This is a genomic window from Caldimicrobium thiodismutans, from assembly GCF_001548275.1.
In the GTDB taxonomy this organism is placed as follows: domain Bacteria; phylum Desulfobacterota; class Thermodesulfobacteria; order Thermodesulfobacteriales; family Thermodesulfobacteriaceae; genus Caldimicrobium; species Caldimicrobium thiodismutans.
The window spans coordinates 429653-443628 of record NZ_AP014945.1; the positions used below are offsets into that span (position 1 = coordinate 429653).

The following is a 13976-nucleotide window of genomic DNA, read 5'->3' on the forward strand; positions in this document are numbered from 1 at the left end:
CTCAAAGTCTTTGCAAAAATTCCGGTAATTTCTTCTTGAGTTCTTTAAGAGCCTTAGCGCGGTGACTTAATTGATTTTTAATCTCCAAGGGTAGTTCAGCAGCTGTTTTTTCAAAATTAAATTCCCTGACTAAAAAGATGGGATCATAGCCGAATCCATATTCTCCCCTTGGGGAGAAGGCAATTTTACCCTCCCAGACTCCCTCAGTTGAGATATATGCACCTGAAGGATGATAACATACCATAACACAGACAAAACGAGCACTCCTTTTTTCATCCGGGAGATCTTTCATTAATTCAAGAAGTTTTAAATAATTTTTTTCATCGGTGGCATTTTCTCCTGCAAAGCGGGCGGAATGGATGCCAGGTGCACCTCCGAGGGCAGATACTTCAAGGCCAGAGTCATCGGCTAAGGCAAGAAGGCCTGTTTTTTCCGCATAATATCTGGCTTTCAAGAGGGCATTTTCAAAAAAGGTTTTTCCAGTCTCAGCAGGGGGCTTAAGCTCTTGAAAATCTTTAAGCGATTTGATTTCAAGCTCTAAATCTTTCAGAATCTCAGTAATTTCTTTTATTTTCCCCAGGTTTGTAGTTGCAATTAAGAGACTTTTAACCTTCACGAAGGGCCTCCTTTTGTTTTTGAATCAACTGATAAATCCCCTTTTCAGCTAAATTTTTCATCTCCAAAAAATCTTCCCAGGCAAAAAGGCCTTTTTCTGCTCCTGCCTGTATTTCTGCAATTTTGCCAGATTCAGTGAGAAAAAAGTTAGCATCCACCTCTGCCAGAAGGTCTTCTTCATAATTTAGGTCAAGGTAAAAGGTGGGGCCTATTTTTCCTACGCTAACACCTGCTACATATTCCAGCACAGGGTCTTCCTGAAGTATGCCCCTTTCTATAAGTTTTTGGACAGCCCTTTTCATGGCTACAAAGGCCCCAGTAACAGAGGCGCATCTTGTTCCTCCATCGGCATTGAGGACATCACAGTCTACCCAGAGGGTCCTTTCTCCAAGTTTGGTAAGGTCAGTGACAGATCTCAGGACCCTTCCAATGAGTCTCTGGATCTCCTGAGAGCGCCCCTTTCTCCCCATGGTCTCTCTGGGGGTTCTTTCAGGGGTTGCTCCTGGCAAAAAGGCATATTCAGAGGTAATCCAGCCAGTTCCCGTGCCTTTCAGAAAGGAGGGGACCTTTTCCTCAAGGCTAACTGTGCAAAGGACCGCTGTATCTCCCATTTCAATGAGTACCGAGCTTAAAGGATTTTTTAAAAAATCTGTAACCATTTTTATTTGTCTGATTTCATCAAAGGCTCTTCCTTCTTTTCGCATCTCTTACCCCTTCAACTGCAAAATCAATTTGATGTCTTTCAGGTAAAAATTGTAGGCTCTTCTCAAGATGAATAGCTTTGGTTGGACAAACCTCTAAACAATTGAGGCATCTTATGCATTCAACAGAGTTTAATTCCTTAGGGATGGTTAACTGCATCGGACAAACCTTTTCACAAATCGTGCAACCCGTGCATTGATTTTTAATCCAGCTCAAGCGAAAAAGGCTAAATTTATTAAATATTCCATAGATTAATCCAAGGGGACAGAGATTTTTGCAAAAAAAACGCATTTCCATAAGGCAAAACATGAGAATTAATATAAGAAGAAGGCTTTTCCATGCAAAGACCAACCCGATCTTCTGCACAAGAGCAGGCTGAATCAAGAGGTTGAGGTAGCCAGCCTCAAGGGTTCCTGCAGGACAAACATATTTACAAAACCAGAGAATTCCATAGCCAATTTCTTTAATAAAAAGAGCAGGAAATAGCAAAACAAAAAAGATAAGCAAAAGATGTTTGAGATATCTTTGAGCCCGGTAAGGTAGATTAAAATTTCTTTTATAAAAGGGAATCTTATAGAGAAGTTCCTGAAGGAGGCCAAAAGGACAGAGCCAGCCACAGATAAACCTTCCCAAAAAAAGGCTCATAAGTAGAAGGTATCCCAGTAAATATAAAAAAACCTTACCTAAATATGACCAGGGGAGTAATTTTACCGAGATCATAATTTGCTGAATAGAGCCAAGGGGACAGGAGAAAAGGGCTGCTGGACAGGAATAACAGTTGAGACCCGGGGCACAAAATCTCTTAAGGGCACCAGTGTATAAGTTTCCGGTACTTAAAAAACCTGTATAGCCATTTTGAAAAAGGGTCGCCAGAACCTGAATAAATCTTCTAATTCTAAAAATCTTCATTTTCTTCAAGACCCATGCAGGAAAGACAGAGTATACTCCCTCTGGATTGAATGAAATTAAAACCTTGAGAGGCTCCTAAAAAAAGGGTTAAGAGAGCTATGATCCAGAGGATAAGGGGAATTGAGCGTTTAATTTTTTTCATGTAAGCCTCTTTTTTAAGAAATCTGCAAGCTCCTCAGCAAGCTCCTGAGCCAGTTCAAAAGAGCAGGCCTCAACCATAACTCTGTATTTTGGCTCTGTCCCTGAGGGCCTTACAAGAATCCTTCCTTTATTTCCCAATTTTCTTTCAATCTCTTTAATTTTCTCAGGGAGGCCCACTATCTCATTTAAGTTCTTTTTTTGTGAGACCTTTATATTTATTAAAACCTGAGGATATTTTTCAAAGGGTGGATAATATTCAGAAAGCCTCTTTTCTTTCTCTCTGAGGATAGCAAGGAGCCTTAAGGCACAGAGAAGGCCATCTCCGGTTGTAGATTTATCAAGAAAAATTAAGTGTCCTGAGGTTTCCCCACCTAAGAGAGCTCCTTTTTCTTTCATGGCCTGCACCACATAGCGGTCTCCCACTGGGGTGCGAATAAGTTCCAAACCTGCTTTCTTTAAAAACTCTTCAAGCCCTTTATTGGTCATAACAGTCCCTACAATGTAAGGAGTATTCAAAAGATTCTTTTCTTGAAGATAGAGGCTGAAGAAGGCAAGCAAATCATCACCGTCCCAGAAATTTCCTTTCTCATCAATTATCGCGATGCGATCTCCATCTCCATCCAAAGCAACTGCAAGATCAAGTTGGTGTGTGGTAAGGAGATTTTTAACCTTTTCTGGATAGAGGGCTCCACATTTTTCATTGATATTAAGACCATTGGGTTCACAGCCTACTGGGAAGACTTCTGCTCCAAGCTCTTCAAGAACAAGAGGCCCGATTTGATAGCAGGCTCCATTTGCACAATCTATCCCAATTTTATATCCTTCAAAATTCAGATGGCCCGGAACAACTGATTTCAAATGCACTGCATAACGGCCTAAGGCATCTTTAATTCTAAAAGCCCTTCCAAGCTCTGACTTAAAGGCCCTTTTTTCCTGAAATTTTTCATCAAAAATAAAGGTTTCGATCCTTTCTTCATCTTCATCTGGAAGTTTAAAACCATCTTTAGCAAAGATTTTTATCCCATTATCATAATAAGGATTGTGGGAGGCTGAGATCATGACCCCGGCATCCGCTCGCATATCTTTGGTAAGAAAGGCAATCCCTGGAGTGGGGATAGGACCTACTAAATAAACTGTGACCCCCATGGAACAAAGCCCTGAAGTCAAGGCTGTTTCAAAAAGATAACCGGAAAGGCGGGTGTCCTTCCCAATAATTACTTTGCTGGTGTGATGATTTTGATTTCTGAAAAGGAAACCTACAGCCCTCCCTACTTGAAGGGCAATTTCTGGGGTCATGGGAAAAAGATTAGCTTCTCCGCGTATACCGTCTGTGCCAAAAAGCTTTCTCATATAGAAAATATCCTTAACGAGAGAGATAGATAATTTTAACCTGCTCTGGCTGAACTTCAAGCACCTTGTCAGGGCGAAGAACTTTTACATTTAAAACCCTTAATTTTTTCAATTCAAAAAAGTCAACTTCCTCAGTTTGAACAAATTCAATGGCTTGTAGGTCATCCCAGAAGCCTTTAATATTTACTGATCCAGGGTTGATAATAATCTTAAAATTTGAACTGGGAGGACCTTCTTTAAAAATCACTTTCACAGGAATTTTTTTAATGGAAACTTTTCTTATGACTAAGCTTACATAATAAGGGGTAACCTCTTTTATTTTAACATTCTCTGGGAGATTTAATTTTTCAATAGGTATACGCACCTGATGAATACCAGGGGGGTAATTAGAAAGGTTTAAGTCAATCTGGATGGATTGTTTGTTCAGTTTTCGAAGATCATTCCGATTAGCAGTAAGTTTTAGGGTTACTGTGCTTGGGTTTATTTCCCAGATATATTGTTGATTAAGGGCCCCTTTAACCTGAATGGGGACCTCAAAGGTGCGTTCAACAGGTTTGCCCCAGACCACAAAATACCAGAGGGTTACTGATAAAAGAAAAGCCATAATTTTTAATTTATGCTCTCTTTTCACTTTGGGCATCCTTTTTTATCCTCTGCCACCAGGGAGCTTTTGTTTCAAATCCAAGAAGTTGAGAAAGCATTTTTCTTAGGGTTGCCGGGGTCAAATCCCTGGTTATTTTCCCGCTAACTGCTAAGGAGATCTGTCCCTTTTCCTCGGATACAATGACAGCCACTGCATCAGTAAGCTCCGTTATTCCAAGGCCAGCTCTGTGTCTTGTGCCTAAGTCTTTGGCAATCTCTGGATTGGTAGACAGGGGGAGAACCACTCCTGCTGCAAGAATTTTATCTTCACTTATAATCACTGCTCCATCGTGAAGAGGAGATTTAGGATAAAATATGCTCACCAAGAGCTCCTGAGAGATCCTGGCATTCATAGGAATGGCGCCCTCCAGATAGTCTTTCAGACTGATCTCGCGTTCAAAGACAATGAGGGCTCCAATCTTTTTTCCTGCCAAGATTTCAGCTGCCTTGACCACCTCTTCTATACCATAAGAATATTGAGCTTGAAGTTTCATAAAAGGTGCTGTCCCAATTTGAGCTAAAGCTCTGCGAATATCATCTTGAAAAATAATGATGATTAAAATAAGGATGGAAGATAAAAAGGTGTGGAGTAACCAATTTAAGGTTAAAAGCTGAAAGATTTCTGAAAAGAAATAAAGAAAAACCAGAAAGGCAAGACCAGCAACCATCTGAAGAGCACGAGTTCCTTGAATTAAAAGCAAAATTCTGTAAATAATAAATCCTACAATCAAAATATCTATAAGATCAGTTAAGCGGAAGGCCTTTATAAATTCTAAAAAGTAATTGAGATCAAATTTCAACCTTCAAGTTCCTTAAAAAGGTATTTAAAGGTTTTTAAAGTATCTTGCACCATAGCCACATTGTGAACTCTTAAGAAATGAACCCCCTGTAAATAAGCGAAGATAGCAACCCCAGCTGTGCCTGCATCCCTTTCAGAGACAGGTTTTTTAAGAATTTCTCCAATAAAACTCTTTCTGGAAGGTCCAAGAAGAATTGGTCTGTCAAATTCTTGAAATTCCTTTAGACCTTTGAGAATGCTAAGATTATGTGTGAAATTTTTCCCAAAACCAAGACCAGGATCAAGGATAACTTTATCCAGAGAAATACCCTTCTGAGAAAGGATATTCAGGCGCTCACTAAAATAGGTCTTAATTTCTTTAATTACATCTTGATATTGGGGATTTATTTGCATGGTCTGAGGAGTCCCTTGGATGTGCATAATAACGATAGGACAATTAAAGTCTTTAGCTACATCAAGTATTTTTGGGTCAAATTGGCCTCCTGAGATATCATTAATTATGTCTGCTCCGGCCTTTAAGGTCTCTTCTGCTACTTTTGATTTATAGGTATCAATGGAAAGAATTGCCTTGGGAAAGGCCTCTCTTAAGGCCTTGACAACTGGTAAAACCTTTTTTAACTCTATCTCTTCTGGAACTGGTTCAGCAAAAGGGCGGGTGGATTCCCCTCCTATATCCAGAATTTTTGCTCCAGCTTGTAATAGCTTATCAGCCTTAGCAAGGGCTTTATCAATGGTTTCTGCCTCTCCACCATCTGAAAAGGAATCTGGAGTTACATTAAGTATCCCCATAAGATAAGGAGTATCTTCCCAATCAAAGTATTGGTCTCTAATTTTGATGGGTAAAGGCATGGTTTACTTTAGTTACCCTGAAGGAGCAACTTAAATCTCTCACTATCTATAGTTTCTTCTTCAAGGAGAGTCTTAGCAACTAAGTGAAGCTTTTCTATATAATCTGTTATTATTTTTTTAGCCTCTTCATAGCATTTGTGAATAATTTCCTTAGCTTCATGGTCAATAAGCCTTGCAGTTTCTTCAGAATAATCTTTGATCTGAAATAGCTCTTTTCCGAGAAAGATGGGTTCTTCAGATTTTCCATAAGTCAGGGGCCCAAGATATTTGCTCATACCGAATTCACAGATCATTTTTTTAGCAATATGCGTAGCCTTTTTAAGGTCATCCCTTGCCCCTGTGCTTAACCTTTGAAAGACTACTTCTTCACTTACTCTCCCTCCCAGGAGAACTGTTATTTTTTTCAAGAGATATTCTTCAGTATAGATATGTCTATCGTCAAGTGGTAGCTGTTGCGTTACTCCGAGGGCTTGTCCTCTTGGAATGATACTTATTTTATGCACTGGGTCAGGGTCAGGTAGATAGTGAGCAACCAGGGCATGCCCTGCCTCATGATAGGCAATAATTTTTTTCTCCTCCTCACTTAAGGCCATACCCCTTCTTTCCTTACCCATAAGGATCTTATCTTTGGCCTCTTCCAGATCCTCCATTTCAATGAATTCTTTGCCTTTTTTAGCAGCAATAAGAGCTGCTTCATTCATAAGGTTTTCAAGATTAGCTCCTGTAAAGCCTGGAGTGCTTTTAGCAATAGCCTTTAAATTTATTTCTGGAGCAAGTTTTACCTTAGAGGCATATAATTTCAGGATAGCCTCTCTTCCATTCACATCAGGGGGAGGAACCACAATCTGTCGATCAAATCTTCCCGGGCGAAGTAGAGCCATATCTAAGATGTCCGGACGATTTGTTGCTGCAATAACCACAATACCTTCTGCAGTGTCAAAACCATCCATTTCAACTAAGAGTTGATTAAGGGTTTGTTCCCTTTCATCATGCCCTCCTCCAAGACCTGCTCCTCTCATTCTTCCAACGGCATCTATCTCATCTATAAAGATAATACAGGGAGCATGTGTTTTAGCCTGTTGGAAAAGATCTCTAACTCTTGCTGCTCCAACTCCTACAAACATCTCTACAAAGTCAGAACCACTGATACTAAAAAAGGGGACGCCTGCTTCACCTGCTATAGCCTTAGCAAGCAAAGTTTTTCCTGTGCCAGGAGGTCCAACTAATAGGATACCCTTAGGGATTCTTGCCCCCAGTTTGGTAAACTTTTGAGGGTTCTTTAAAAACTCAACTACTTCTTGAAGTTCCTCTTTGGCCTCTTCTACTCCAGCCACATCTTTAAAGGTAATTTTGCTTTCACCCTCTTTAAATAATTTGGCCCTGGATTTGGCAAAGGAAAAGGGTTTGTTCCCTGGTTGCATCTGGCGAATAAAAATTACCCATAAAAAGATAAGAATGATAAAGGGTAGCCAGGACACTAAAAAGGTAGTTATCCAGCTATTTTGATTTTCAGGCCTGACATTGATCTTAATACCCTGTCTCTTGAGTAGAGCTAAAAGATCTCTATCTTCTGGAAGAATGTAAGTTGAAAAGTCCTTATTATTTAAAAATTTTCCGTAGGCTCGTTTTCCTTCAATGGTGACCTCTTTGATTTCTCCTTTTTCCACCTTTTCAAGGAAATCAGAATAGGAAAGAGAAAGAGTAGAGTAAAAATTTGTCTCTGTAAAAAAGAAATTGTAGATTAATAAGATTAAAGCTCCAAGTAGGATCCAAACAATCAATCCTTTGGCTATATTTTTCATTTAAGTGGCCCCCTTTTTAGTTCTACTAAAGTAAATTTATAACAGGTTTCTTTAAAATCAACTTTAAAATTGAATCTGGAAGAGCCAGACCTGCTGCGTATTTTTTTGAATAATATATTCCGGATGAACATAAACATTCCAGACCCCTATGATTTGACCATTCCTTTCAATTATCAATAACTGATCTCTTAAATAAGAAGGAATTCTTTTTTCTTGTAAGAATTTTTTTAATTTTTTATGGCCTATTCCCGGGATATAGATTTTATCTCCTGGTTTTCGTTTACGGATAATAAAAGGGGGATTGAGGTTATCTGCTGAGATCTGAAAGTTTCTTGAATTCTGAGATGGTCTTTCCTTACTCGGAATAAGAGAAAGAGTGAGTTTTCCCACAGGAAGATCAAAATGACCAGGGCTTTCTACCTTAATTTCAAAATATGGAACAGTAAAAACTTTTTTCGTGAGTCTGAGATACCCCGGTCCTCTATAGGCTAAAAAATTTCCAGGTAAATAAACTGGCCCTTTAGCCTGTTTTAAAATCAAGGCATCAAGCATGAGAAGATGTCTTGAAGTTATTCTAAAGAGAGGAATACCAGCCTCTTTAAAGGCAAGGAAATAAATTCTTCTGCGAAGAACAGGGGGGAGTAATTTTAATTCTCCAATTTTTAAAAGGAGATCTTCTTCCCAGAAACTTTTTATTTTATCATAGTTTTCAAGGGCAAGCTCTTCAATTAATTCCTCTTCCTCTCCGATTATGGAGACGGTTTTCTTTAAAGTTTCTTTAATTTTTGGATTAAAATTCTTTTCTAAAAAGGGAATCAGGATATGTCGGATTTTATTTCTCGGGATGCGCAGATCCTGATTGGTTGGGTCTTCTCTCCAGTTAAGTCCTCTCTCTATAGCAAAATTTTTTATTTCTTCCTTGGATACAAAGAGAAAGGGTCTCACGATAAATTCCTCTCGTTTAACCGGGATACCAGCAAGCCCCCTTTTCCCTGTGCCTTTTATAAGCTTTAAAAAGACCTCTTCTACAAGGTCATCTAAGTGATGAGCCAGAGCTATGCGATGAAAATCGTATTTTTTGGAGAGATGATACCAAAGATTGTATCTCAATTCCCTTCCTGCCATCTCTAAACTTAGCCCTTCTCTTTTGGCATAGCTTGGAACTGGTGAAGAGGTATAGAAAAGGGGAAGTCCCCTTTCTTTGCAATATTTATACACAAAAAGGGCATCCCTGTGAGATCCTTTCCGTATTTTATGGTCATAATGGGAGACAAAGATCTCTATTTCAAGATCTTTTTTTAAAAGAAAAAGGGTTTCAAGAAGGGTTAGGGAGTCAAGTCCGGAAGAAACCCCTACTAAAACTCTATCACCTTTGCGGAGAAGTTTATACTCTTCTATAAATTTTCTAATCTTTTTTAGAAACAAGACTTAACACTTCCTTGGCAGAGGCTTGATGTAATTCAAAGGCTTTTTTTGCCAATTTTATTAAATCTGAAGTAATTTCTCCTGGGTTTCTTGGTTCAGGATAGAGTTCATATTTTTTAGAAGGGGCTTCTGGAATAGAGATTTTTAAGGATTTAACAAGCTCTTCATAGGTCTTTTCCCTTTCTTGAGGAGTTGCAATTTCAGAGGTGCCTTCGGTGAGGCGAGAAAAGAAGTTCAAAATAGAGGGGAGGTCGAAACGTTTATAAAAGGCCTGAGTCTCTTCTTTTAGAGTTAAGTATTCTTCATCAAGATCTTTGAGATTTTTAATATACTCCTTATAAGTTTTAAAGAGATCTTCATATAATTTCAAAAAAAGTTTTGTGAAGCGAGATTTGGAGGTAAGGCCAAAGGGTAGGGTTCCCAATCTTTGAAAAAGTCTTCTGCGTATATTTGAGGATTTTAAAACCTCTGGATAGTAACAGCTTTTTAAGGGAAATTGAGTAAGTTTTTCAAATTCCTGAATTAATTCATCTTTTTCAAGCATAATTACAAGTCTGCAGACATTGAGAATTAAGGCCTCTTCTTTTTTAGAAAAGGCCTTTACCTCTTCTTCAAAGTCTGTCCAAGCTTTTTCAAGGGCCAACTTTTCAGTGAAGTAATTTTCAGCAATTTCCCTTTTAACCTCTCCGGTTAAGGCTTCAGCTATATCCTCCCAGGGCATTAGACGCCTTCCTTTGTTTTAATATTAGATTCCTCTAAGTAAAAGGTTATGGGACCTGATAATTCTGATTCGTTAGTATAAGTATGATCTGCAATTCCTAAAATAACATTAGGATAAATTTTCTGCATTACTTTAATTGTTTTTAATCTCAACTCTTTTAGATTATCTTTTATTTTATTGATTTTTTCTTTTGTTTCTTTAAGCTTTATTTCAATTTTTTCTTTTTCAGCTAAAAGTTTTTGAAGTATACCTTCCTGTTTTGGAGAAAACCTCCCATCTCTCTTTAATTTTTCAGAAAGCTCAATTCCATATTTTATTTTTTTCAGACTTTCTATATAAATTTCTTCTTTTTCTAAAAGATATAGATAACTTTCTACTGTATCGCGAGTGTATCCAGCAAAGACCTCTGTTTTTGTCTGAGCTGGATGACCCAAAATTTTTGCGGTAATATCACCAGAGGCAGTTACTTTTCCTCCATATATAAGACCTTTACCATCAGTAACAATAATATTCCCTATAACTGAGGTATTAGTAAAAACAAGATAATCCTTGATCCATAGATCTCCATCTACCGCAAGATTAGCAAATTCAGCTCCTCTGATTTTGGCTGAACCTTTAACTTTTACCTTTGTTTCTTCTCCACGGAGCACTCCTTCACAAATAAAAAGACCTTCAACAAAAATATACACTTTGTTTTCCGTGCAACCCTTTAATTCAAGATCACCTTTACAATTCACGGAAAAGCCAAATTTGATATCTCCCTGAATAATAAGTTTCCTACCCACAAATTTAATATTGCCTGTAGAAAAATCAACATCTCCTTTAAGTATGTATTCAGGCAAGACATCAAGTTTATTTTTTTCAAATATAACAACCCCCGAGGTCTTTGCTTTAATATAATGATCACCTTCATCTAAATAAACATTTTCTCCAAGTTCAAAGGTTCGTTCTTCTTTTAAAGGAGGTGGTTCAATGGGATCTCCCCAGATATTAATTCCTGGAGTAGGAGGAATAGCTGGATACCATTTGGCTATAGGTTCTTGAGATTCAGCACAGATAATTTTTTGAAAAGTCTCTCTAAGGTTTATTTTTTCCTGGTAAGATTTTTCAGAAGATTCTTCAGCTGAAATATGAGTAAATTTGGGTAACAACTCTATTTTTTCAGAAATTCCCTCTTTGGGTAAATGCCCTTTAGCTACTATAATCTTTCCATCTATAATTTCAGGTTCTTCAAGTAAGGCTGAAATACCTTCTTTTTGTAAAAAATTTTTGATTTCTTTCCAGTGTTCATTAAATTTTTGTTTGACTGAAGCTTCAATAAGAGGATCTTCTAAAAAGACATAAAGGTCATCTTGAGAGACCTTGAAAATAAAGTCATTCCAGACAATTCCAGATTCTTTGGCCTCTTTTCTATCCGTCATTTATCTCCTTTTTTTCCAGGTCTTCTCCTGACCCTGTAAAAGCCTTTTAATATTTTCTCTATGTTTTATCCAAATCAATACAGTTAAAAAAATACTGCTAAATATGTATTCGGTAGGGTAGTTAAAAAGATAAATAAATATCGGTAAAGAAGCGGAGGCTATTAGAGAACCAAGGGAGACAAATCCAGATAATAAAACAGCTATTAAAAAGCATACTAAGGAAGGAAGCATGGCCTTGGGAGTAAGAATTAAAAAAGTGCCAATGGTTGTAGCAACTCCTTTGCCTCCTTTAAATTTTAAAAAGGGAGAAAATAGATGTCCTAATACGCTAAAAAAGGCAACTCCTGCATATAACTCAGGGGTCTCTTTAAAACTTAGAGAAGTGAAAATTTTAGTCAGTAAAAGAGCAAATATGCCTTTTCCTGCATCTCCAAGAAAGGTAATAAGCCCCCATTTTTTTCCAAGGAGTCTGGCTACATTAGTTGCCCCGGGATTTTTACTACCCTCCTTACGGGGATCAACTCCCTGAGGTAAAGCTACAATTAGGGCAAAGGGGATAGATCCAAGAAGATAGGCTAATAAAAAATAATGAATGTAATTTATAAACACAATTAAGAGTATATATAAATTTGCTGATAATTCAAGACCTTATATGTGTCCATATCAACTTTTCCCATGTGTCCTTTTTAAACAGGTAAGTTTTAATTGAATTTATTGCAGAGATTCAAACTTTTGAACCCTTGAATGTCCTGTTTTTAACAGGCAGGCATAGGCAGGATTATCTGCCACAGGCAGGATGATTAAATCTTGAAAAGATAAATTAAAGAGTAAAACTTTTGAAATTTTTAATAATCAACCCCGGGGATTTCCACCGAAACTATTTTAGGGGTAATAAAAACCATTAATTCAGTTTTATCAGAGGACTTTTCTTTTCTTTTAAAAAGTTCACCTGCCCCGGGTATTTGAGAAAGTCCTGGAACACTATCAAGGCTATCTCCGATATCATTTGTTTTTATTCCACCTATGATTAAGGTTTCTCCACTGTTAATCAAGACCTTGGTTTTTGCTGTTCTTGTTACTAAAGCTGGAACACTATTTACAACTCTACCCCAATCAGGTGTGCTCTTTTCAATTTCTACATCAAGGCTAATCCTATTATCAGGGGTTACATGGGGGGTTACTTTGAGCCTCAAGACGGCATCAATGAATTGAGTAGTAGCAACCCCATATTGTGTAAGTTGGAGATAGGGTATTTTATATCCTTGCTTAATTTCCGCATCCTGATTATCCAGAGTTAATATTTTTGGTCTTGCGAAGATGCGTGCTACTCCCTTAGATTCCATCGCAGAAAGCTCTGCATCAAGAAGAAGGACACTTTTCCCGATATGACCAAAGGCAAAGCCGATATTACTTGTTCCAGCAGTCCCTAAATCCACCAAAGTGCTCATTGGAAAAGTTATACTCATACTAGAATTCCCAGGCCCACCTCCTCCGGGATAAGTATAGGTATTAGCTCCTGGAGTGATCGCGGGAGTTCTTCCAAGTCCAATTATAGTATGTTCAGTGCCTTTATATGCAGAGCCACCCCATCTAATTCCAAGTCTATGAGCATACTGATCCTGCATCTCTACAATCCTTGCTTCAATTAAAACTTGCTTGGTTGGTTTATCAACCTCTCTTATAATCCTTTCAATCTCTGCAATATTTTTCTCTGTATCCTTAACAATAAGAATATTAGAGTTGGGTTCAAAAGTAATTTTTCCATCACCAGTAACAATTTCTTTTATTTTGGATACAATGGTATCTCCTTTAACATATTTAAGCTGAAAGGTCTTAGTTGTGAGAGGTCCCTTTTCTTGAATGTCCTTTAAAGAGGTCAAATAATCTTTATATCTATCGCTTTCGGCTTTAATCTCATCAATGGGTGCAATTCTTACCACATTTCCAAGTCTCATCATGGCAAGGCCATAATTTGCCAGAACCACATCTAAGAGCTGGTCCCAGGGAACTTGCTTCACTTTTAATGTGATACTTCCTTTAACCTTGTCACTTACAATAATATTTATATTTCCAACCTCTGCAAGCAACCTAAAGACAGCGTGAATATCAGCCTCTTGAAAATCAACTGAAATGGGAGTTCCAGTGTATTTTTTTACAAAGGGTAGTTGGATATTTTCTTGAGTTGGCTGAATGGGATATTCGTAACGGGGTAAATCTAAGGTATCTATCTGGGATTTAAAAATCCTATCTCCCCTTATGGTAGCAAGGGCTGGTTTCTTTTCAGTTTCCCAGAGGAAATCAAGAAAAAGCTTGTTTTCAAAGATGGTGCTTTGAAAATTGAAATTTTTCAGAGTTATAAATTCAATTATCAGGTTATTTTTTTCATAGGAAACATTGAATTCTTTAAAGACATCCTTAGGAAGGTTTTTTATCCAGGCAGTTTTTTTTGGAGATACATCTATTAACTTAATAATCAATTTATTTCCATCTTTAAAAACTTCAAAAGAAGGCTTTTTTTCAAATTCAAAAACTAATCTTTCAACAGGATCCTTTAAATAATAAACATTATTTAAAGGGTTTGGCACAGATGAATAAGATAT

General features: G+C 37.6%; 14 protein-coding genes. All 14 read right to left on the minus strand.

The genetic code is table 11. The annotated features are described in order from the left end of the window. Window position 1: 1 nt before the first annotated feature. Complete coding sequence (locus THC_RS02105; protein ID WP_068512689.1) at window positions 2–616, minus strand: XTP/dITP diphosphatase; 615 nt, start codon at window positions 614–616, stop codon at window positions 2–4. Beyond that, entirely contained in the window at window positions 606–1319 is a 714-nt protein-coding gene (gene rph / locus THC_RS02110; protein WP_068512695.1) for a ribonuclease PH, read from the minus strand. The genes THC_RS02105 and rph overlap by 11 nt, the downstream gene beginning before the upstream one ends. Next, window positions 1294–2226: a 4Fe-4S binding protein gene (locus THC_RS02115; RefSeq protein WP_068512698.1), complete on the minus strand. Its 933-nt coding sequence runs from the start codon at window positions 2224–2226 to the stop codon at window positions 1294–1296. Before THC_RS02115 ends, rph begins: the two co-directional genes overlap by 26 nt. After that, on the minus strand, window positions 2213–2368 hold the full coding sequence (locus THC_RS09375; protein WP_153303640.1) for a hypothetical protein: 156 nt from the start codon (window positions 2366–2368) through the stop codon (window positions 2213–2215). Before THC_RS09375 ends, THC_RS02115 begins: the two co-directional genes overlap by 14 nt. After that, window positions 2365–3717, minus strand: a complete 1353-nt coding sequence (gene glmM / locus THC_RS02120) for a phosphoglucosamine mutase (protein ID WP_068512701.1) — start codon at window positions 3715–3717, stop codon at window positions 2365–2367. Before glmM ends, THC_RS09375 begins: the two co-directional genes overlap by 4 nt. 13 nt (window positions 3718–3730) lie before the next feature. Then, a complete protein-coding gene (locus THC_RS02125) occupies window positions 3731–4348 on the minus strand; it encodes a CdaR family protein (protein ID WP_167344310.1) in 618 nt (205 codons plus the stop codon). Next, window positions 4332–5159 (minus strand): diadenylate cyclase CdaA, encoded by an 828-nt coding sequence (cdaA, locus tag THC_RS02130; protein ID WP_082706236.1) that lies wholly within the window; start codon window positions 5157–5159, stop codon window positions 4332–4334. The genes THC_RS02125 and cdaA overlap by 17 nt, the downstream gene beginning before the upstream one ends. After that, the gene (folP, locus tag THC_RS02135; protein ID WP_068512707.1) at window positions 5156–6007 is read right to left on the minus strand and encodes a dihydropteroate synthase; all 852 of its coding nucleotides are present in this window, start codon (window positions 6005–6007) and stop codon (window positions 5156–5158) included. The genes cdaA and folP overlap by 4 nt, the downstream gene beginning before the upstream one ends. Window positions 6008–6015: 8 nt before the next feature. Continuing rightward, window positions 6016–7809 (minus strand): ATP-dependent zinc metalloprotease FtsH, encoded by a 1794-nt coding sequence (gene ftsH, locus THC_RS02140; RefSeq protein ID WP_068512709.1) that lies wholly within the window; start codon window positions 7807–7809, stop codon window positions 6016–6018. A gap of 63 nt (window positions 7810–7872) precedes the next feature. Beyond that, the gene (tilS, locus tag THC_RS02145) at window positions 7873–9234 is read right to left on the minus strand and encodes a tRNA lysidine(34) synthetase TilS (protein WP_068512711.1); all 1362 of its coding nucleotides are present in this window, start codon (window positions 9232–9234) and stop codon (window positions 7873–7875) included. After that, window positions 9215–9955 carry a hypothetical protein gene (locus tag THC_RS02150; protein ID WP_068512713.1) on the minus strand — a complete coding sequence of 247 codons (741 nt, stop codon included), beginning with the start codon at window positions 9953–9955 and terminating at the stop codon, window positions 9215–9217. The genes tilS and THC_RS02150 overlap by 20 nt, the downstream gene beginning before the upstream one ends. Further along, window positions 9955–11376: a flagellar assembly protein A gene (locus THC_RS02155; RefSeq protein ID WP_068512715.1), complete on the minus strand. Its 1422-nt coding sequence runs from the start codon at window positions 11374–11376 to the stop codon at window positions 9955–9957. The genes THC_RS02150 and THC_RS02155 overlap by 1 nt, the downstream gene beginning before the upstream one ends. Continuing rightward, a complete protein-coding gene (plsY, locus tag THC_RS02160; protein ID WP_231938367.1) occupies window positions 11377–11985 on the minus strand; it encodes a glycerol-3-phosphate 1-O-acyltransferase PlsY in 609 nt (202 codons plus the stop codon). It abuts the gene before it with no gap. Between the two features lie 236 nt (window positions 11986–12221). Then, window positions 12222–13961 carry a type IV pilus secretin PilQ gene (locus THC_RS02165; RefSeq protein ID WP_167344311.1) on the minus strand — a complete coding sequence of 580 codons (1740 nt, stop codon included), beginning with the start codon at window positions 13959–13961 and terminating at the stop codon, window positions 12222–12224. Between the last annotated feature and the right edge of the window lie 15 nt (window positions 13962–13976).